Annotated in this window: 14 protein-coding genes; 7 read left to right on the top strand and 7 right to left on the bottom strand. The window is 45.0% G+C overall.

Annotated features, from left to right (window positions below; translation table 11 throughout):
• Positions 1 to 77: 77 nt before the first annotated feature.
• A complete protein-coding gene (locus tag RIG66_RS25230) occupies positions 78 to 5,228 on the bottom strand; it encodes a response regulator (protein ID WP_446381505.1) in 5,151 nt (1,716 codons plus the stop codon).
• Between the two features lie 255 nt (positions 5,229 to 5,483).
• Positions 5,484 to 6,257: a TrkA C-terminal domain-containing protein gene (locus RIG66_RS25225; protein ID WP_446381503.1), complete on the bottom strand. Its 774-nt coding sequence runs from the start codon at positions 6,255 to 6,257 to the stop codon at positions 5,484 to 5,486.
• A gap of 243 nt (positions 6,258 to 6,500) precedes the next feature.
• Between RIG66_RS25225 and RIG66_RS25220 the strand changes: the two genes are divergently transcribed.
• The gene (locus tag RIG66_RS25220) at positions 6,501 to 7,379 is read left to right on the top strand and encodes a TIGR02587 family membrane protein (RefSeq protein WP_446381501.1); all 879 of its coding nucleotides are present in this window, start codon (positions 6,501 to 6,503) and stop codon (positions 7,377 to 7,379) included.
• A 1-nt stretch (position 7,380) separates the two neighbouring features.
• On the top strand, positions 7,381 to 7,794 hold the full coding sequence (locus RIG66_RS25215; RefSeq protein ID WP_446381499.1) for a TIGR02588 family protein: 414 nt from the start codon (positions 7,381 to 7,383) through the stop codon (positions 7,792 to 7,794).
• Positions 7,795 to 7,812: 18 nt separating this feature from the next.
• On the opposite strand, the gene RIG66_RS25210 is transcribed toward RIG66_RS25215, so the two are convergent.
• The gene (locus tag RIG66_RS25210) at positions 7,813 to 8,037 is read right to left on the bottom strand and encodes a hypothetical protein (RefSeq protein WP_446381497.1); all 225 of its coding nucleotides are present in this window, start codon (positions 8,035 to 8,037) and stop codon (positions 7,813 to 7,815) included.
• A 169-nt stretch (positions 8,038 to 8,206) separates the two neighbouring features.
• Positions 8,207 to 9,928 (bottom strand): S-layer homology domain-containing protein, encoded by a 1,722-nt coding sequence (locus RIG66_RS25205; RefSeq protein WP_446381496.1) that lies wholly within the window; start codon positions 9,926 to 9,928, stop codon positions 8,207 to 8,209.
• 298 nt (positions 9,929 to 10,226) lie between these two features.
• Here RIG66_RS25205 and RIG66_RS25200 point away from each other — a divergent pair, with 298 nt between their 5' ends.
• A complete protein-coding gene (locus tag RIG66_RS25200; RefSeq protein ID WP_446381494.1) occupies positions 10,227 to 11,222 on the top strand; it encodes a pentapeptide repeat-containing protein in 996 nt (331 codons plus the stop codon).
• Positions 11,223 to 11,261: 39 nt separating this feature from the next.
• Here the strand turns inward: RIG66_RS25200 and RIG66_RS25195 are convergent, their stop codons facing one another.
• From RIG66_RS25195 to RIG66_RS25185, 3 genes are all read right to left on the bottom strand, one after another.
• Positions 11,262 to 12,509 (bottom strand): leucine-rich repeat domain-containing protein, encoded by a 1,248-nt coding sequence (locus tag RIG66_RS25195; RefSeq protein WP_446381492.1) that lies wholly within the window; start codon positions 12,507 to 12,509, stop codon positions 11,262 to 11,264.
• Between the two features lie 14 nt (positions 12,510 to 12,523).
• The gene (locus RIG66_RS25190) at positions 12,524 to 13,693 is read right to left on the bottom strand and encodes a hypothetical protein (RefSeq protein ID WP_446381490.1); all 1,170 of its coding nucleotides are present in this window, start codon (positions 13,691 to 13,693) and stop codon (positions 12,524 to 12,526) included.
• A 144-nt stretch (positions 13,694 to 13,837) separates the two neighbouring features.
• Positions 13,838 to 14,746, bottom strand: coding sequence for a F0F1 ATP synthase subunit gamma (locus RIG66_RS25185; protein ID WP_446381488.1), 909 nt, complete (start codon positions 14,744 to 14,746; stop codon positions 13,838 to 13,840).
• A 410-nt stretch (positions 14,747 to 15,156) separates the two neighbouring features.
• On the opposite strand from RIG66_RS25185, the gene RIG66_RS25180 reads away from it, so the two are divergent.
• From RIG66_RS25180 to RIG66_RS25165, 4 genes are all read left to right on the top strand, one after another.
• On the top strand, positions 15,157 to 15,924 hold the full coding sequence (locus tag RIG66_RS25180) for a hypothetical protein (RefSeq protein ID WP_446381486.1): 768 nt from the start codon (positions 15,157 to 15,159) through the stop codon (positions 15,922 to 15,924).
• A 197-nt stretch (positions 15,925 to 16,121) separates the two neighbouring features.
• A complete protein-coding gene (locus tag RIG66_RS25175; RefSeq protein WP_446381484.1) occupies positions 16,122 to 17,069 on the top strand; it encodes a DUF1350 family protein in 948 nt (315 codons plus the stop codon).
• 345 nt (positions 17,070 to 17,414) lie between these two features.
• Positions 17,415 to 19,505 carry a RecQ family ATP-dependent DNA helicase gene (locus tag RIG66_RS25170; protein ID WP_446381482.1) on the top strand — a complete coding sequence of 697 codons (2,091 nt, stop codon included), beginning with the start codon at positions 17,415 to 17,417 and terminating at the stop codon, positions 19,503 to 19,505.
• A gap of 15 nt (positions 19,506 to 19,520) precedes the next feature.
• A complete protein-coding gene (locus RIG66_RS25165; RefSeq protein ID WP_446381480.1) occupies positions 19,521 to 20,801 on the top strand; it encodes a DNA-processing protein DprA in 1,281 nt (426 codons plus the stop codon).
• The last annotated feature ends 107 nt before the right edge of the window (positions 20,802 to 20,908 follow it).

The following is a 20,908-nucleotide window of genomic DNA, read 5'->3' as shown; positions in this document are numbered from 1 at the left end:
CAGTAGTCAGGGCGGGCGCGAGTTACATCTTGGTGCTGTCATAAACGATAGTGGTGAAACCCGCCCCTACACATTAATCAAGCCTCACTACTACTAAACAGGACTTCACCCTGAATCATCCGCTGAGCTGCATCGAGCAGCACTTCTTCCAGATAAGGTTTGGTAAAGTAACCACTCGCGCCAAGCTGTGCTGCCATTTGCCGATGTCGTTTCGCCCCGCGAGAGGTGAGCATGGCAATGGGTAACTGGCTGAGATTCTCATCTTTCTGGAGTCGAGAGAGTAGTTCTAATCCATCCATTCTCGGCATTTCGATATCGCAGAATACAATATCACAGGGTAAGCCTGACCGAAGTTTATCCCAGGCTTCTTGACCATCGCGGGATTGTTCCACTCGATAGCCCGCTTTGGCAAAGGTCATTGAGAGGAGTTCACGGACTGTAATCGAGTCATCCACAATCAAAACGAGTGGCTCATGGGGAGTTTCTGGGGCTTCCTCAATTCCTGCACCTTCGCTGTCCCCTCTCGACCAAATCGTCACACTGTCTTTCCGCAGGCGTCCGCTGGCGAGGTCAATCAGTTCTAACACATCGGCAATGGGCATGATTCGACCATCTCCTAAGACTGTCGCCCCAGCAATACCAATGGGTTTAGGCGGAGGACCTTCGAGTTGTTTAATCACGATTTCCTGTTCACCTAAGACCTGATCCACTTCGATGGCAATGAATGTCCCAGAACTGCGTAGCACAACAATTGAGACGAGGTCGTCTTCTCGCTTACCCCCATAAACATTACCCCGACTAATTGAACGGTTGTAAGAGAGCAATTCACTCAGGGGTTGCACAGAGACTAACGTGTCCCGCCAGGAGACACCGACTTGACCGTTGGCATCTTTTTGTAAGCGATCTTGAGGTACATCAAACATATCTTCCACCCCATCCATGGGAAAGGCAATGCGAGCGCGATCGCTCAAACAACAGAGGGCTTTACAAATACTCAGGGTTAAGGGTAGCCGAATGGTAAAGGTTGTGCCTTTTCCTAACGCCGACTCAATGTAGATTGCGCCCCGAATTTCGCTCAAACTGGTGCGGACAACATCCATCCCCACACCGCGTCCGGCGAATTCACTGGCTTCGTCTTTGGTACTAAAACCGGGGTGGAACAGAAAGTCATACAACTCTGTATTGGTTAGGTCTTTCGCCTCGGCTTGGCTGATCAGTTTCTTCTCAATTGCCTTTCGTTTAATCCGTTCGGGGTCAATACCTGCGCCATCGTCGGAAATGGCAATCACCGTTTGGTTTCCTTGGTGGAACGCTCGCAGAGTAATTTGACCCACAGCAGGTTTACCCATCTCTTGCCGTTCTTCTGGGGATTCAATGCCATGGGTAATGGCATTATTGACCAAGTGGGTTAAAGGATCATAAAGGTGTTCCAGGATCATTTTGTCGAGCAAGGTTTCTCGACCATCCACTTGCAGTTGGGCTTCCTTGCTTAACTTGCGGGAAATTTCCCGCACCGGACGAGTCAAACGGTCAGCAGCATTGGCAAACGGAACCATGCGCGATCGCGTCAGTCCTTCTTGGAGTTGAGTGGTCACCTGTCGTAAGTTGCGAGCCACCTGATCGGTTTCATCCACCAAGAATTCCACGTCAGACGCCGATTCCCGCACTTGCACAATTAACTCGATCATCTCTTGGGAGAGTAAATGGAAGCCGGTAAAGCGATCCATTTCCAAGGGATGATAATCTTCAGAGGATTCAGAATCAGACTCTTTGGATGCAGGTGCAGCATTTTCTGACCCGAATAAAGAATGAGAGCGCTGTTGGCTTTGACTACTGGCTAATAGAGAACTTTCCAGCAGCGATCGCTCATACAAATCCCGCATCCGCGCCCCGACATCACTCAACGCTGAGACTTGATGCTGTAAATTATCCAAGAATTGCCGCAGACGCTCTTGATCCTGTTCTAAGCTATTACGGCTGACTACCAGTTCTCCCACCAGGTTATTGAGACTATCCAGGTGCTTAACCGGAACTCGCATCGTTTGTTCAAATATCCGAGGCGGTCTCCGACTGGGCAAAGGAGCGGTTTGTCGCGAACCTGTATTTGTTGTTGTAGCTGGACCTCCTTTCGATTCAGCCTCCCGAAGCATGCTTATTAGTTCTTTATCTAGCTCATCCTCTAGCTCATCGCCGCTTTCGCTGGTCAATGCTGCTGCTGGCGTCTCCCTATCCAGCATTGCTTCTAAATAAGCAAACTCGTCAGCGCTTTCGCTGGTCAATGCTGCTGCTGGCGTCTCCCCATCCAGTATTGCGTCTAATTCCGCAAACTCATCGCCGCTTTCACTGGTCAATGCTGCTGAAGTTTCCCCATCCAGCATGGTTTCTAAATCAGCAAACTCGTCAGCGCTTTCACTGGTCAATGCTGCTGACGTCTCCCCATCCAGCATGGTTTCTAAATCAGCAAACTCGTCAGCGCTTTCTCGGGGTGAATCCAAATCCCATTCGGTTTCTGCCAGAGTTGCTAATGAAAAATCATCATCAACAGTCGCTTCTTCCAGACTAAAAAGTTCGTCTAGATCTTCGTCCGATGATGTTTCTGGGATGTCCCAATCCCCAAATAGATTGGCGGCACTGTCCGATGTTTCCGGTTGCGGTGTCTCTACAGATTCATCGATTAACCAATCTTCATCTAAACCCTCTAGTTCGGCGCTTGGGGCGGCTTCTGCCTCCTCTTCGGCAAATAAGTCGTCTAAGTCTTCGCTCGGCGCTGTTCCTGGAGTTTCCCACTCCCCCAATATATCCGAATCGGTGTCCGATGTTTCCGGTTGCGGTGTCTCTTGAGACTCATCAGTTAGCCAATCTGCCTCTAAATCCTCTACTGGGGCGCTTGAATCAAATGACTCCTCACCGTCTTCAGCAAATAAGTCGTCTAAATCTTCGTTCGATGGAGCCTGTGGTGTTTCCCCATCGCCAAACAGATCAGCTGATGATTCCGTTTCCGATGTCCACGGTTGTTGTGTCCCTTGAGATTCATCCGTTAACCAATCGATATCAAAATCTTCTACCTGTGCCGTTGAGCCTTGTGACTCTTCACCCTCTTCAGCAAAGAGTTCGGCGACATCTTCTGTTACTTCTGGCAGAATTTCGTCGCCTTGTTCCTCAAACAATGACTCCGAACTATCTCCATCCTTTTTGGCTGAAGTTGTGCTTTCATTCAATAACGCTTCATCCGTAGATGTGGGCAGTTCAACGATAGAATCGTTTTCTGGCTCAGTCAAGCTATCGACTGGTGTTGATTCAACTCCAGGTTCTGAATCAAAGAAGTCATCGAGCGCCTCAAAATCGGGGAGATCTTCTGAGTCTTCCCAAGCTTCTTGATCAAAATCGTCGAGAGATGTTTCTTCAAAGGGATTTGATACATCCCCCGCTTCTGGTGTTGCTGATTCGATGTCGATTGTCTCAGCTTGATTGTTATTGTTTAACTGGTTTTCTAGATCTAAATCATTACTTTCTAGATAGTCTTCTAGATCTAAATCGTCCTGATTGACTGATTCTCCCAGGGTTCGGGGATTTTCCTCAGTGCTAGAAATTTCTAGTAGGTCATCAAAGTCAAAGTCTGACTCTGAGACTGTTTCATCGCCCTGAAGGGAGGATTGAGGAAAGTTCTCCTCTACATCCAAATCCTCAAGTTCGGAATGACTGAGAATTTCCGCTGACGAAGCTTCTCCTTCCTCGTCAAAGAAACTCTCACCAAATAAACCATTCAAGTCATCGTCTGAGTGACTCATCTGGTCTGAATCCTCTGAGCTATCTGACTCAAATAGTAGATCAGAAAAGTCATCGGTTAAGCTGGATGAGATATCAAGGGAATCCGATGATTCTTTTGAGGCTTGAGGATTGGCGATCGAGTCTGGGGCGAAGTCCTCGTCTAACCCTTGCATTAACAGATCATCGGCTGTTGAATTCTCTTGCTCACTCTCCCCAATTAGATCCGAAAAATCATTCGAGTCTTCAAAATCCAGAAAATCATCTGAATCCGAGTTTAAGGATGTATCGTTTAGGTTGATAACATCTTCTTCTTCTTGCCAAGTTTGATCTAAATCAGGTGTTTGAGTTTCAAAAATATCGGCTAAACTATTGAGTTCTGCAATACCCACTTCAGGTTCGCCCTGATCAGAGAGGGGAGAGATAGAGTTTGAGGATTGAACCGTCGAGAATTGGAGTTGATCGCGTCTGAACCCGCCGGTGCCGTTTGAGTCTTGGATATAGGTATCCTCGGCTTGGATATAGGTATCTCGACTATCGGGGAGATGGGTGGTTTCTTTTTGGTTTTGGTTAGATTCCTCGGTTGCAGGAGTGGGTTGAGGGGAAAAATAGGTGCTAGAATCAGATGCTGTGGTTGATTCGACTGTTGTTGCATCTGGTGCAAGGGCTTTGAGTTGTTCACTGGGTACAATCTCGGCGGATCGCCCAGTCAGAACTAACTCTTGAGCTTGTTTAATTTCTTTAATGGTGACGCTAGCGAGTAAGCGGTAGGAATTTTCGGGATTCGCGATCGCACGTTTTGATATCTCTAATAGTTCACCCCACCCCGGTAAGTCCAATCGATCGCCTAATTCGATCAACCGTTGGCAATGATCTTGCAGGGCGTGGCGATGTTCGGGAGTATCCGACTGCTTATACAGTTGCAACATCTCCCGCAGTTCTACCAGGACATCTCGCTTAAAGGTGGCGGGCAAGGTTTTTGTTCCTTTACTAGAGGATTGGGATGAGTTGGCTAGGGTAGGAGTATCACCAGCCATTTGGGTGTTTTGGGCTAACTGTTGTAAATAGCTGTTGAGTTGCTCAAAAACAGGCTCAGCCTCAGACATAATTGTGCTAGCTGTTTCGTCGGTCAAGCCATAAGATTGAAGCTGGTTTAACAGAGCGCTGAGGCTATCAAAAACTCGCAGCAACAGGGTTTCTAACTGAGTATCTACTTGGATTGGAGTCTCTTGAAGGACTTTGAAGTAATCTTCTAGGCGATGGGCAGTTTGATGAATGCTATTGAGTCCTAACATCGCTGCTCCGCCCTTGACCGAATGAGCAGCGCGGAACATTTCGTTCAGCGTCTCAGTGTCTTCGATGGTGCTTTGCAGATTTAGCAAACCTTGCTCTATGGTATTGAGGTGGTCTTGTGCCTCCTCCATAAAGTAGCCCATGATTCGCTGTTGTTGTTCCGACTGCATAGCCATATCCCTCAAAGCGTAGTAATGTGGGGTATTTTGCGTCCCTAACTGCCCTGATTCAGTGCAGCGCTCGATTAAGGTTTACCATCAATAGTTTTTTTAATGTAGCTAATCTATTTCGGATTGACCTTAATTTATGGCGAATCAAATCTAGCTTTCCCCCTTACCCCCTCTGATTGTAGCATTGCGGTCTACCGACTCTTTTCCTTAATTCGTTTTTTATCCTTTATCCTTTGGTATGCTGAAACCGACGCTCTAAAGGTTATCCTCTGCCTCTTCCCGATTTTGTTTTGCCAAGTTCCGTTGCTGCTGGGCAACGGCTTTTTGGTGAGACTGTTCGCCAGTCCAATCTGCACCCCGTTGGTCTAACTCATTCAGCAAGGGTAATCGACCATACAGAATCAAGACATCACCCGGACAAATGCGAGTGTGTCCTTTCGGTGCGCCCACATAGCGACCATTCTCCCGTTGGATTCCCAGCACCACCACGCCTTCTTGCCTCAACCCCAACTCCCCTAACTCTCTCTCTGCCAACCAATCGTCATGTTGTACTTCCATCTCCATTACGGTGTAATCACCAGACAGACGCAGCAAATTGGCATAATCTTGCACATTCAGCGTAGTCCAGCGATGCAACGCCCAATTAATCAGTCGTGACAAATAACGGTCAATCCATTTACTCGTGGCTAAAACCCACAGCACCGCTAATCCTATCCCCAATATCAGCGATCGCACTAGCCATTGCTGGTTACTCGCTGTGTTCAAAAATGTCAAGATTAGGGATGAAATCGTGGTGATCACGCCCACATTCCCTAGCAGCATCAACAGCATCAAGATGCGACGCCGTACCGGATGGCTAACCACTTGTTCCGCTTCGTTGGTGGTAAAGCCTACCCCTGTAAACGCTGAACGAGCCTGGAACTTTGCCGATTCCCGTGACAGTCCGGTGAGTGCCAGCGCCACAGTAGCAATGCGAGTAATGAGTAGCGATAAGCTTATCACCGTCAACAGTGAAATCAGTGCAGCCAAGTTTTACCTCCCCTAATGTTTTTCTTAAAAGGACAAGTTTGCTTTATTAATAAATAGTGTAATCTGATCTCTGTCTAAAGAAAGTTGATTGAGTTAGGGTTAAACCAGTAAAATTTAGTTCGATCAGCGCTAAATCATCGTCAGTATTTTGCTCATTAGCCCTTTAAGAGGCTTGGCTATGGACGATAGAGTATAGCAGAATTAAATACTTAAATAAGGATTGTTTTAATACTTTAATTAACTATGGTTAAACAGTTACAAACACGGCAGCAATCCCAGGCTTGGGCAAGAGAAATTCAGCAGATAATTCGCGGGATATTGGGCGGATGTTTGTTTGGTATTCCTCTACTCTATACAATGGAAGTTTGGTGGATAGGGTCATCGGTTCAACCTATTCTATTACTTGCTATTCTGAGCATTACTTATATTGTGGTATTTTTATTTAATCGCAGTGAAGGCTTTCGCAAAAGCAGGCGTGATGGGATGCTTCATGCGGCAATGGAAAGCGTAGAAGCCTTGGCAATTGGCATTGTTTGTGCGACGTTTATTCTAATTTTGCTGCGTCGCATTACTGGAGAAACTCCCATTGATGAAGCATTGGGAAAAGTTATTTTTGAGAGTGTGCCATTTTCCCTGGGTGTCGCGATGGCGCGATCGCTACTGCCGGAACAATCGGCTGAATCTGACTCCAGTCAATACTTACAGCCGATCAAAAAACGAGGTTTACGGACGATGATAGCTGATATTAGTGCCACCTTAATCGGTGCAATCATTGTCGCCTTTAGTATTGCCCCGACTGACGAAATTCCCACCCTAGCAGCTTCAGCTTCATCCCCTTGGCTACTGATAATTATAGCCGCATCCTTATTCATTTCCTACGGGATTGTTTTTGCTGCTGGCTTTGCTAACCAACACCAACACCACCTCCTCAACGGGATCTTGCCGACGGCTATCGGGAAAACTATTCTCTCCTACTTGATCTCACTGCTAGCTTCGGCTTTAATGTTGTGGTTCTTCAACCGTCTTAGCTTGAGTGATCCGTGGTTTTTGTGGTTGCGGTATACGCTGTTATTAGGGCTACCTGCCACTATTGGTGGTGCTGCTGGACGTTTAGCGATATGATATGAGTGATCAGTCTCCCGATCAAACGAATTCCTCTCATCGTTCCCCGGCGGAGTGGGTCAGCTTTACAATAGCCCTGTTCATCTTAATCACAATTGTGGGACTGGTCACATTTAGAGGACTGGGTAGAGACAGTCAACCCCCTATTCTCTGTGTAACTGTTAAACAAACAGACATTCGCCAAGTAGAAATGCAATATTATGTTCCCTTTACCGTCACCAATAGCGGGGGGAGAACAGCAGAATCTGTTCAGGTAATGGCGGAACTCACAACAGCAGCGGGAGTTCAAGAATCAGGGGAACAAACGATTAACTTTTTGTCCAGTGGTGAAATTCAAGAAGGAGCCTTTATTTTTAGCCACCCTCCCCAAGAGGGAGATTTAAAGGTACGGGTGGCTAGTTATAAATTACCATAAATTTTATTATTTATGTTTCTAAATCCAAGGAGCATTATCCATCACAGCATTTAGCATTTTCTGGAAGTTTTGACGGAACACTACGGCTAATAAACCACAGAAGAGTGTAGTTGCTGCCATCACCCACCAAAAGTGAGTGACGTGCCATACACCGCCGAATAGGGCAAAAATAATTAGTCCAGCACCAGCGCCCCCTATAAACAGTAGAGTTGTTTCTTTAAAGGTACGTGGTTTTGATTCCATAAGATTACCTCCTGATCCGAATAGCACTCATTTTTTACTTTTACTATAACAAGGCGATCGCGCCTTTGCCAGAGCGTCAAATACAGTCGATAGCAGCGCCTATGCGAGGAATGCAAGAGCGATCGCAAATCATGGGAGGCTATCTATCGTAAGTGTTTTTTGGCTAATTTTAAGGATCAAACCTAAAGAACTTAACCCCCTCATAAGTCGCAACCGCGAAATAGTCTCCCCTAGCGTTAAAGACAGCTCGATAGCCACCCCGGACGTTGAAAGGAATGGGTGAGTGGGGGTTTTGGATCTCATACCCGTACATCTGAACCCTAGGCAATAGCAGATTGAACATTAGATAATGATCACCATCAGGACTGAGACGGCTGAGGCTATGATACTTATCGACCCATGACAAATCGGTGATCTGCCGGACGGATTCTCCTGTAAGAACATTCCAAGTATCAAGCTGTACTGTATCAAAGGAATAAGGAGCTCGTCTTTCACGAGGTTCAGGTTTGGTAGACAGTACATTTAAGCGACTATTTGAGGTGAAAACCATCCTCCTAAACCTGTGGTAATTGAACCTGTTGTACTTGACCTCAGAGGTGAAAGTACGCAGGCGACTGCCACTGTCTAACTGCCAGATATCGATCATTTCCCCGGAGAATGGTATTCCAGCTAGCAATTTTCCATCGGGACTCAACTCGATCTGCCTGTACCACTGAGTCTGTCCTATAGACTTCAATACCTCGCCAGTAGCTGTGCTGTAGAGCTGGAGTGGAGCGTCAATCGGTTGCCCCGAATCAACTCCCAAACTGACCTGGCTGAGGATGGCGTCATCTCCGGGACGAAAGACCAAGTTAGCCCTAGGAACACTGATAAACCCGCCTTGATCGCGTTGTTGACCTTGAGCAATGCCCAAGGATTTTTGCCATAGCTGCTCGCCTGTGTCTACATTCCACAACCACAGTTCCAGCGCATTTGAAGGTAAAGTTTGTACGATAGCCGCCACTTGAGTGCCATCGCCACTGATAGCCACCGTCTCGAAGCGGGTTTGTCCGTCGGTGACGATTTCGGTGACTCGCTCTGCGCTATGGGCTTTCCAGACTTGAATCATGTCTGCGGCTTCGCTGAGTATGACTAAACGCTCACCGGAGGCACTTAAGCCCAAAGATATAACCATTCCCTGTGCCGGAATCGTTGAAATCGGCATTCTTGGCAAATCCGCAGGATTGATATTGATCACGTAGGGGGCTGAAGATAGGGGTTCAATTTGGTTTTCCTGAACCAGAGCCTGATGGACAAACGCTGCGACTTCTGCACGGGAGGCATAGCGATTAGGCGTGAGCTTAGCCGACGACGGATAGTTGACAACCAGTTGAGCTTGAGTTGCTGCCACGATGCTGGAGCGGGCGTAATCTGGAATCGCATCAGCATCAGCATAGTAAAACAGATATTCGGGTCTATCGCTTGTATAGCCTAAGCCGTTTGCCAGAGAAACCAAGGCTTGCACCCGGGCAATAGGTTGCTCAGGTTTAAAGATGTTGCCGGGATAACCTGACAAAAAGCCAGCAGCACGAGCTTTATTAATGGCTGCAAATCCCCAATAATTCTGAGGAACATCGCTGAATTTTACGGCAGAAACAGGTTCTGTCGCGAGGAAAGCCTGCCGCAAAATAGCCGCAAACTGCGCCCGAGTGATTTGCGCTCCTGGACGAAATGTTCCATCAGGAAATCCCTTGATGATATCGAGGTCTGCTAGCACCTCAATGTAGTCATGCGCCCAATGCTCCGATGAGACATCCGTGAACGCAGTTGTCTGAGCTTGAGCCGGGGTCAGCACCACCAAAGATGCTGTTACGCCAATTCCTAAGCTAAATAGTAAGTTTGAATTAGACAAAATTCCTATTTTGTGCATTTCAAAATGCTTGGGTTAACTAGAACCAATGAAATCCTGATTCATCGGACTTTTATAAACGTAACTAAAGCAATTTCGCTAACCTTCACCCGATTGGGTGAACGTATCGGGTGAATTAAGCCACCCTAATATTCAGCTAAAATGAGCAGGCTAGACCAACTGATAAACACGTAAAAACAATGGGAATGGATTCGTCCGATAACCTGACGTAACGTGAGGTGCAAGAGCAAATTATAAATTGTTAGATTTTGTATAATCATTCCGATTCTGGGAGCATGATATGAACAAGGATGAACTGATTAGATGTTATCAAGCGGGTAAAAGAGATTTTTCGGGTGTGGATTTAAACGGCGTGGTCATCAGCAATGTTGACTTGAGTGCCATAAACTTAAGCCATACCAATTTGGGGGGAGTTAACTTGCATAGGGTAAATCTCAGTTATGCCAATTTAAGCCATGCAAATTTTATGGGGGGAGCAGAGTTTGATCAGGTCAATCTTAGTTATGCTAATTTGAGTAATGTCTGTTTCGATCACACTCTGATTAAAAATTCCTCTCTAACTGGGGCAACTCTAAATTGTATGTCTGCACTTCAATCATCTTGGAACAACTGCGACCTAAGTGGTGCAGATTTGAGTAACATTGATTTTGAGGAAGTCAATCTGTCGGGTTCTAATCTCAGCCAAGCTTCTCTGACTCACGCTTGCTTCTCCGTAAGTGTTAAGTTAAATGATGTCAACCTGAGCAAGGCTAACTTAACGGGTGCTAATTTAACGGGGGTTTGTAGTTTTATCAAAGTCAATTTGAGTGACGCCACACTCACACGAACGCTCTACGGATCTTGTATTAATGCTGTAGTTGACGTTGACCTGACTCAAAAGGGAGCAATACTGATTGAGTCTGGGGCTGATTTGAGTGGTTTTGATCTAAGTTATTACATCAGTCATTTTCCAAATAATTTCCGCCTCAGCGTTATTGGGGGACTCAGTGAAGTTAACTTTAGTCATGCCAACTTGAAGGGTATCGATTTAAGTGATGAAGAATTGACATCAGCTAACTTTAGTTATGCGAATTTAGCTAGTGCCAACCTCAATGGTGCTGATTTGACTGATGCCAAATTATGTCATGCCAATTTAGAAGAGGCTGACTTGTCTTATGCCGATTTAAGCTATGCAAATTTACGGGATACTAACCTGCGAAATGCCAATTTAACCGACGTGAATTTCTGCAATACTATCATGCCAGATGGTAGGGTGAGAAATGATAACAGTGATTAAGCCTTGCATGAGAGTCATCAAACAAGGTGCAGGACAAGTTTACTCCTCATCACTATTTCCCCAAAAGCAAATATATGAGTAAGTGGATGGACAAGTCGGTGGTGTAATCGGATTGCCTTCAAGGTAAAGCCTCATCAGATTCGTTAATCCAGAAAGAGAGCTAATATCGGTGATTTGGTTAAATCTGAGGTCAATCCAATTTAGGTTTTTGAGTTGAACTAAAGGACTAACATTAGTAACTTGGTTGGAGTGAAGATCAAGTCCAGTTAGGTTGTTAAGGTTAACTAAAGGGGTGATATTGGTTATCTGGTTATAGTTGAGATGAATCCACTCCAGATTAGTGAGTTGAGAAAGAGGACGAATATCTGTGATTTGGTTATGACTGAGGGCAAGACCCGTCAAATTAGTGAGTTGAGAAAGAGGACGAATATCCGTGATTTGGTTATGATTGAGGGCAAGCTGCCTCAGATTAGTGAGTTGAGAAAGAGGGCGAATATCTGTGATTTGGTTATTACCAATGTAAAGCGACTCCAGATTTGTTAGTTGGACTAAAGGACGAACAGTCGTGATTTGATTATTATTGAGGGAAATCCGCTTCAGATTCGTTAGTTCAGCTAAAGGGTAAATATCTGTAATTTGGTTGCTGTTGAGAGCAATATCTTTCAAGTTAATTAGCGCAGAAATAATCCGAAAATTGGTAATTTGGTTATGGCTAAGGTTAAGAAATTCTAGATTAGTTAGTCCAGACAGAGGGCTGATATTTGTTATTTGGTTATGACCAAGGTCAAGCCATTCTAGATTAGTTAGTTCAGACAGAGGGTTAACATTTGTTATTTGGTTACGACTAAGGTCAAGCCATTCTAGATTAGTTAGTCCAGACAGAGGGTTAACATTTGTTATTTGGTTATGGCTAAGGTCAACCTTCTTCAGATTCGTGAGTTCGACTAAAGGACTGACATCTGAGATCAAGTTAGAGCCGAGGTAAAGCGTTCTCAGATTCGTTAATCCAGAAAGAGGGCGTATATCCGTTATGTTTTGGATTCTGAGGTTAAGCTGAGTGCGGCTTGACAGATTGTGATCAGCTTGTTCACAATTATTTGTGCCTGCCTTGTTTAACAGTACCGCCACTGTTTTTTTCGCTTCATCGGACAAACTATCTTGTTGAATACACCATTGTTTAAACGAACGACGTTGACTGGATAAGGCAGCTTGAGTAACACCTAATTTACAGTTACCGAGTATCCCCAAAGCCATTATTAGGGCAATTGCGCTAATTTTTTTCATCATTAATTAAAACTTAATTAGACTCCACCAGGGACGATATCCAGACAGCCTTCGATATAATCGACTTCGGGACGTTTTCCGATAATAATTTGAGTCACCTTAGTTCCATCTGTGGCAAACTTAAGGCGTAAATTCTGGTCTCTTTGGCTTTGGGGAACAAATGTCAGGAAATGACCCTGTTCGGAATTGGGTAAAGGATTCACTTGAAGCCGTTCCCCATAAAGAGATTTAACCTGGTTTTCTGTATCGCCAACCCTTGCTCCACTGACTGTTGTCGGGCGAGAATCTTTAATATCAATTCGGGCAATACGTCCGTTTCTGACCATAAAATTAGCACCAAGTCCTTCGGATAGTTGAGTGGGCTTATAGTAACTACAAACCGGATTAGGGTTTGAGCTAACAGGAATTAAATCAAATCCTGCCGCTTGTGATGCCTGGTCAACAGTCATGCCTATATTTACAGGACCAAAACCATTAATCGCAATTTGAGAGAGGGGAGTTAGCTTCACGGGAGTCGAGCCTTTTCCTAGACAAAGGTTCTCCCCACTTTCATCACCCAAACAGTTTCCATTTCGGTTAAGTATTATGACATGACTAACCGTAGAAAATTGTTTAAGCGTTTTCTCAATGGCAGTTGTAGTTCGCACTGAATCTGCAATACCGTCGTGAATCATGTTTCGGCAAAATTGCAATTGAGCCACGCCATTATTGATCGAAATTGTAAAGTCTTGACCACAATTAGACGCTCCAGTTAGAGAGGGAACGGTAACAAGTCCCTGCTGTTTCTCTGAGGAGGTAGGACCAGCGAGAAGTTGGGCGATCGCAAATTGGGCAATTCCTTGACTAGATGTGGTTCGCCAAACGGATTTGACATTGGTGGGATCTTGCGATCGCGCGATCGGAAAAAAGACTTTAACTCGACGTTGGACACGAGATTCCGTCCTGTCTGGGGATTGAGTTTCTGCTGAACTGGATTCCGGGGATTCAGATTGGGATAACTCGGTTTCGGAGAAGTCAGATTCAGGTGGGGAGATTGGAGTTGAAACGTCACTCTGATTGGCAGGTTGTCCGCAAGCACTGAGTCCTACGAGAGAAATGAGTAACCATCCTAGTAAAGCAGAATAAGCTGGCTGTATTTTTTGAAATTTAGCTAAATTTTGGCTGATTTTACCTAAAAAATAAGTCATATTACCTAGAGATGATCAGCTAATGTGGAAAACTCAACTTTCTCATTGGTAGCATGATCTAACAGCACCTAACTTCCCCCATTCCGTTCCCCCAATCGGGTGAAGCTTATCCACTCTTTAATACTGTTTCCCACCTACTTATGGTTACGTTAGTGCTTCAAAACCTGCTACCACATCTAAGAGTTCCGCCGTAATTGAACTTTGACGCTGGCGACGATATTGGGAATTTAAATCAGAAAGTCGTTCATCAATGTTCTTTTGGGCGGATTGCATTGAGGAGAGACGACTGGCATTTTCACTAGCCAGAGATGCAGCAAACGCCTGATAAAGAGACACAAACAGATATTGGCGGATTAAGGCTGAAAATAATTGCTGCCAGTTCATGGTATAACTCGGCATCATGGATGTTGCCCATTCTCTGGCTTCTAACTGGCGCAACCATTCGGGATCGAGGGGTAAAAGCTGGAGATGGCGCGATTCGTAGGACGCCCCTGATAACGGGTGATTATAAAATAAGAGGATGCGATCGCATTGCCGTTCCTCTCGCCATTGTTCAATCGTCAGCACGATCTCTTGGACTTGAGGGGTAATATCTGATGCCGATCGCGGTACGGGAAATGCCTCAGTTACCGCATATCCAGCCGTTTCCAGGGAGGGAATCACTCGCGCCCCAACGCCTGCGATCGCTAACTGATCCGATGACACATCTTGCTGATCTAGGTGTGCGATCGCATGATGGGCAATTTGCTGATTAAACTGACCACATAACCCTTGATCCGACCCAAAAATAATCGCAATCATACTCTGTGACGGCGATTGGGCTTCACTCAGATTAAGGAGCGATCGGGGTATCGTGAAGGATTCGGCAAAATGACGCTGTTTGAGGAGAATCTGTAACCCCATTTCTACAGTGCGATTGTACTCAACCAGAGACTCTACGGCTTTTTCATACTGACGAATACTCACAGCCGCCAACGCTTTCATCGTCTTCACCACTGATTGCAAATCTTGGGCGCTGCTAATTTGGGTTTTGAGTTCCTCAATGGTTGCCATTTCAGATTTTAAAGTTAGGATTCAAACGCTGATCCAGTCGTCTTTAGAAGAATTTAGCGGCTTCCTGTGAGAGAAATCATCCGCCATAAGTCATAACTTATCAGAACTTACGCAGCGACTCTAACTCCCCTCTCCCAAGCTTGGGAGAGGGGTTGGGGGTGAGGGCTGGCTTGGGATAGGGAACGGGGAACAGTTTTCATAACTTCAACTCTTAATGTAAAGTTTTGTATCAATCTGGAATAGTCTCCCTTTAATCCTCGTTTCTAGTAATAACCGAGAGACAACCCGGTTAATCACTAAGTACAACGCGGCGGAAATCAATTGATCAGTCAAGCATTCCTGACAGAGCAGTTTGAATTTCTCGGAAGCGGTACTCAATTTTGATGTTCTATTAAAGGAGTTTCAAGCTAATGGCTGTATCCACAGTTGTTTCTACATTTGAGCTTTTGGTTAAACCCCTAGTGCAGCCGGCTGCTGACATATTAGGCGCAGGTCGGACTATTATCCAGGGTTACTTTTTGACGATCTCTAATCTCAATAGCAGTACTCCTGTCCGACTGCGAGTCAATTTCACCGCTCAGTCTCCCAACCTAAACAGCCAACCGCTACTGGCATTTTTTGATGTCGCGGGTTCCAATCAGCCATTAATTCCCTTTTCGACCCCAACTACTCAAACCTATGTGATATCCATTCCTCCACGAGATACGGGGTTATTTCTCTTACAACCTGATGTCACCGACCGACGGGTTGTTACCAGTGCAGATACTGAAATACGTGGATTTGTAACACTTTCCTTAGCTAATTTATTTGGTTCTAACTCCTTTGACTTGTTGCTGACCCCTCAGCAACGGGGAACATTCTTGCCGCAAAACTTTCCCACAGACAACGTAGACTTTGACCAACTTGCTTATGCGCTTCCCACGGCTACAGGCGGTTCTAAAGTTACGCTCACTCAGTTTCAATTCCCAATTTTTCCGATACGGCAACTACCCCCTGAAATCCTTGAGCTTGACCCTGGTTTAGCCGAAATTATCCGAGAAAATCCTGATCGGCTTAATCCTAACCCCCCGAATCTAGGCAATGGAGTAATTTCCGAAACAACCGATAGCTTGCAACAGGTTTTAAGCACAATGGTGGAACGGATTAGTGAGTTAGAGACTCAGGCTACAAACCGTTAATTCATCAAAAGTTAACCTGGCATTTAGTCTATGTCAACCTAACTCTTGAACCAAAAGATAGTAGAGACGTAGCCTGCTATATCTCTACTATCACACTCAAAAATTATTTCTCCCTCTCAAGCGTCAATTTAGCCACAGCGGTTAGAAGGAGAGACATTTCTGTTTTCTTTGTCTTTGTCCCACAGCACAATTAATTAATGATGAACGAGACATTTAAGTTTCAGCCCCTTTCCTTTAGCTGGGTGGCTATTCACCCAAATCCCAAAGGTGTTATTCAATTTATCGGCGGTGCTTTCTTTGGCAGTTTTCCCACGGTTTTTTATCGCTATTTGTTAAAAACGTTATTTGATCAAGGTTATACCATCATTGCTCTTCCCTTCCGGTTTACCTTTCGCCATTGGTCTGTTTCAATTAGTTTGTTACAAGAACAGAAAGTTCTGTCCCAGGAAATTTCCCAAATTGCTAAGAGACTCAACTACCCAACTGAAGTTTATCAAAATCTGGACAAGTATTTTTGGATAGGTCACAGTTTGGGATGCAAGTACATCGCCCTTTTAGAGCTTTTAAGTGGCGACAGATGGCGCGATATTTTAAGGCAGTGCAATTCAAACGCGGACGGTCAGATTCGCCAAATTGAACAGAGTTTTATGGATAGTCCTGACTTACAACAGTCTATCAAAAATCAACCCTCTTTACTCCTCGCACCTGATATTAGTGATACGCAAAGTGCCATCCCTCAACCTTTGGCGTTCATTGCCCGTTTCCTGGATTCAATAAACCTGGGTGTAATTCCCACCAGGAAACAAACGTTATGCTACATCAGCAAAAGCCCACTGTTTAACTTAACAGGCATTATTTCATTTGACAGGGATACAATTGCTGGAAGTGAGCAGGACAGATTTAAAGATGAGGAACAGAGAAGAAATAGTGATGTGCTGTGGCTGATCGAGTATTTAAAGCAGGGCAAGTTTCCCTTACTGCACCAGGAACTATCAGGTAAGCATTTAGCACCTCTGGGGATTCAAATTGGGAATTATGTTATTGGAGTAAATCCACTCAGTAAATTTATTCAAATGATTCAAAATAGACCGCTTGAAAGAGTAGTAATCCAGTTTCTGGATAAACTCAGTATGCGGGTAAAATAACTGTATCAATGATCCGATTTTAGGTGGGGAGGCAATAAAATCTTGTCCCCTACTTAGCTAATTAATAGAAATATGCTATTGTTTTATTGTTTAGGGCAAATTAACGTTAAAATTATTAGACTTGATCCAGCGCTTACTTTAACAAAATAACTAAAAACCAAAATAATCTAGCCTACTGTTGGAACATAATTATAGTCATCTTTAGATGACTTGCGCTATAAGCCAAGAACTTGAGTTCTTGGCGCTTGATGCTAGAATAGCTAGAATTTAAGGACAGTCGAGGCGGGTTTTACCAATAACATTGCTTCAGAAAACCCTTAACTTCACTCAACACGGCGTATCGATATGACAACCCAACTGAAAGCCCAAGCATTATCGCTGCTGCGCCAAGCTCTTAACAACCCAACCGCTCAATTCAGGGATGGACAATGGGAAGCCATCGCTAGCATAATTTTAGCGCGATCGCGGCTTCTGGTTGTACAACGCACAGGCTGGGGGAAAAGCATTGTCTACTTTCTCGCCACTCGCTTGCTGCGAAATAGTGGTGCAGGTTCCACTCTCCTCATTTCACCCCTCCTGGCTTTAATGCGAAATCAAATTGTCGCTGCTAAACGGATTAATATTAACGCCGCCACGATTAACTCCAGTAATCCCGAAGAGTGGGAACAGATTAACGCTCAATTACAAGCAGGAATTATTGATATTCTGCTCATTTCTCCCGAACGACTCGCCAATGAAGACTTTCGCCAAACCATTCTGTTACCCATCTCCCAACGAATTGGCTTATTTGTTGTCGATGAAGCCCATTGTATCTCCGACTGGGGACATGATTTTCGCCCCGACTATCGGCGCATTGTTCGTGTTTTGCAAGCGCTTCCTCAAACCATTCCCGCCCTAGCCACAACCGCCACGGCAAATAACCGCGTTGTTAACGATATTATTACTCAACTGGGTGTCAATTTGCTGGTATCCAGAGGTACTCTAACCCGAAAAAGCTTACAATTACAAACCATTAAATTACCGAGTCCCGCCGCCCGCATGGCGTGGTTAGCTGAACAGCTGCCAAATTTACCCGGAAGTGGGATTATTTACGCATTAACTATCAAAGATACGGAACGAGTTGCCCATTGGTTAAATCAGCAAGGGATTCATGCTCAAGCCTACCATGCGGCTCTAACCCATGAACAGCGTTTAACCTTAGAAGACCAACTAATTAACAATCAAATTAAAGCTTTAGTCGCGACAACCGCTTTAGGAATGGGGTTTGATAAGCCGGATTTAGGATTTGTCATCCACTACCAGCGTCCGGGTTCTGTTGTTCATTATTACCAACAAGTCGGACGAGCCGGGAGAGCGGTAGAGCAAGCTTATGGGATTCTGCTCAGTGGGGATGAAGATCAGGAAATTACTGATTATTTTATTCAAACTGCCTTTCCGCCAGAGACTCATGTTCAGGATGTTTTAAATGCCTTAGAACAAGCCGAAGATGGATTGTCGGTTCCCCAAATCGAGCAGCATCTCAATCTTTCTAATGGGCAAATTCAGAAGGTATTGAAACTGTTATCCCTAGAGTCCCCTGCACCCGTAACCAAGCAAGGCTCTAAATGGTATGCGACGCCCGTATTTTATCAACCGGATACAGAGAAAATTGAACGGTTAACCCAAATTCGCCGCCAAGAACAAACTCGCATGTTTGACTATATGAACAGTCGAGAATGCTTGATGACATTTCTCGCCAGAGAATTAGATGATCCCCAGCCAACGCCTTGCGGTAAATGTGCGGTATGCTTGGGTAGACCGTTATTACCCGAAACCTATTCACTAGACCGAGTTAATCAAGCAATTCAGTATCTTCGTCGTAGTGACCAAATTATCGAACCTCGTAAACAATGGGCATCTAAAGCACTTCCTAGTTATGGGTTTTCTGGGAAAATTCGCGATAATTTACGCGCTGAACCCGGACGAGCATTATCACTTTGGGGGGATGCAGGTTGGGGAGAATTAGTTAAACAAGGTAAATACCCTAATCATGATTTTGATGACGCCTTAGTGCAGGGTGCATTTGAGATGATTCAACGTTGGCACCCTCAACCTTTTCCCACTTGGGTAACTTGTGTCCCTTCCTTACATCATCCCCAACTTGTCCCCAATTTTGCTCAACGACTCGCCAATCAATTACAATTACCCTTTCAGCCAATTGTGCAGAAAGTTCGCCAGAATCAGCCACAAAAACAGATGGGGAACAGTTACCAACAAGCCCATAACCTCGATGGTGTCTTTGAAGTGAACCATTGGCAAGGCATGAAGGGTGCAGTATTCTTAATTGATGATATGGTAGACTCACGTTGGACATTCACGGTTATTGCTGCACTGTTACGTCGGGCTGGAAGTGGTCCAGTTTTTCCGTTAGCATTGGCACTTAATTCGTTAGCGTAAGCCAATTAGAAGATTATGGATTACCATCTGCTGTCACCCAATACTCAAGCCATTTTATTATTGTGTGCCAGCTTTGGGCAAAATCGCCAAACTGAACCCAAACCTTTAACCCTGAGCGAGTATAATACGGTAGCGAGTTGGTTGCTGGAAGATAACCTAAATCCAGCGGATTTGCTTGATCAAACCCTGAAAAATCGCTTATCTCAAATTACCATTGGCAAGCTGGATTCTCAGCGGTTAGTCGCTTTACTTGAGCGCGGTGTCATGCTGGGTTTAGCGGTGGAAAAGTGGACTAACCAGGGGTTATGGATAGTGGGGCGAGGTGACGCAGACTATCCTCAATGTTTGAAGCAGAGATTGAAACATAATGCACCCGCGATTCTCTATGGAATTGGTAATAGAGAATTGCTTGCTCAAGCTGGGTTGGCTATCGTTGGTTCTCGTGATGTTGATCAAGACGGACTTAATTATACCGAAAGAGTTGTCCAAACCTGTGCAGAACAGGGAATTAATGTGATTTCTGGTGGGGCGCGTGGGGTAGATCAAGCTTCAATGTTAGGTATATTAGCAGCAGGTGGGAATGCTGTGGGCATACTTGCTGATAGTTTAACGAAGGCGGCTGTGGCGAGTAAGTATCGTGCGGGAATTAAAGAAGGTAGACTGACATTAGTGTCTGCGTATGACCCCGATTCTAGTTTCAGTGCGGGTAATGCTATGGGGCGAAACAAGTATATTTATGCGTTAGCTGATTATGCGTTAGTGATTAGTTCTGCTGTTGGTAAAGGTGGAACCTGGGCGGGGGCGACTGAGGTGTTGAGAAAGGTAAAAGATGTCCCCGTTTTTGTGCGGATGCAGGGAACTGTACCTGAAGGGAATCAGAAATTGCTGGAAAAGGGAGGAATCGTTTTTCCAGAAATTCCTTGGAATAAGCCATTGCGTACACTTTTAGATGCAGCTATAGCTGAGGTTGAAGAAAGCCAAGCTGATGGGGGAGGAATCGAGTCGGAAAAATCATCAGCCGGAGATGATTTAGGCGGAGATAAAACGATTTCCATTAATTTACCCGCCAAAGATATTTATGAAGCGGTTTTACCCTTTATACTTAACCAATTAGAGCAACCTCAAGATGCGAAATCTCTAGCTAAATCTTTGCAGGTACGAAAAGGACAGATGGAAGATTGGTTAAAACGAGCGGTGCAAGAGGGGAAAGTGATTAAGCAGAAGAATCCGGTGATGTATGTAGTGAATAAGGAATTAAATTTATTGGCTTTGCTGGAAAAGGAGGATTCTGGATAACGCTAAGTGACACGCCCGCCCGGAGTTCAAACTCCGGGCTAATAGCTTAAGTCCATTAAAATGGACTGGAACTCTTATCCAGTAAGATTTAAGCATAAGGGCGGGTT

Origin of the sequence: Coleofasciculus sp. E2-BRE-01 (assembly GCF_040221695.1) — a bacterium.
Taxonomy (GTDB): Bacteria; Cyanobacteriota; Cyanobacteriia; order Cyanobacteriales; family Coleofasciculaceae; genus Coleofasciculus.
Note: the sequence above shows the minus strand (reverse complement) of the source record. Positions and strands in the feature narration are given on the sequence as shown.

Excerpts from the sequence above, each read along its gene's own strand:
- RIG66_RS25165 (WP_446381480.1), top strand. The coding sequence starts at position 19,521 with ATGGATTACCATCTGCTGTCACCCAATACTCAAGCCATTTTATTATTG.
- RIG66_RS25220 (WP_446381501.1), top strand. The coding sequence starts at position 6,501 with ATGGTTAAACAGTTACAAACACGGCAGCAATCCCAGGCTTGGGCAAGA.
- RIG66_RS25215 (WP_446381499.1), top strand. The coding sequence starts at position 7,381 with ATGAGTGATCAGTCTCCCGATCAAACGAATTCCTCTCATCGTTCCCCG.
- RIG66_RS25230 (WP_446381505.1), bottom strand. The coding sequence starts at position 5,228 with ATGCAGTCGGAACAACAACAGCGAATCATGGGCTACTTTATGGAGGAG.
- RIG66_RS25185 (WP_446381488.1), bottom strand. The coding sequence starts at position 14,746 with ATGGCAACCATTGAGGAACTCAAAACCCAAATTAGCAGCGCCCAAGAT.
- RIG66_RS25180 (WP_446381486.1), top strand. The coding sequence starts at position 15,157 with ATGGCTGTATCCACAGTTGTTTCTACATTTGAGCTTTTGGTTAAACCC.
- RIG66_RS25170 (WP_446381482.1), top strand. The coding sequence starts at position 17,415 with ATGACAACCCAACTGAAAGCCCAAGCATTATCGCTGCTGCGCCAAGCT.
- RIG66_RS25190 (WP_446381490.1), bottom strand. The coding sequence starts at position 13,693 with ATGACTTATTTTTTAGGTAAAATCAGCCAAAATTTAGCTAAATTTCAA.
- RIG66_RS25210 (WP_446381497.1), bottom strand. The coding sequence starts at position 8,037 with ATGGAATCAAAACCACGTACCTTTAAAGAAACAACTCTACTGTTTATA.
- RIG66_RS25200 (WP_446381494.1), top strand. The coding sequence starts at position 10,227 with ATGAACAAGGATGAACTGATTAGATGTTATCAAGCGGGTAAAAGAGAT.
- RIG66_RS25195 (WP_446381492.1), bottom strand. The coding sequence starts at position 12,509 with ATGATGAAAAAAATTAGCGCAATTGCCCTAATAATGGCTTTGGGGATA.
- RIG66_RS25175 (WP_446381484.1), top strand. The coding sequence starts at position 16,122 with ATGATGAACGAGACATTTAAGTTTCAGCCCCTTTCCTTTAGCTGGGTG.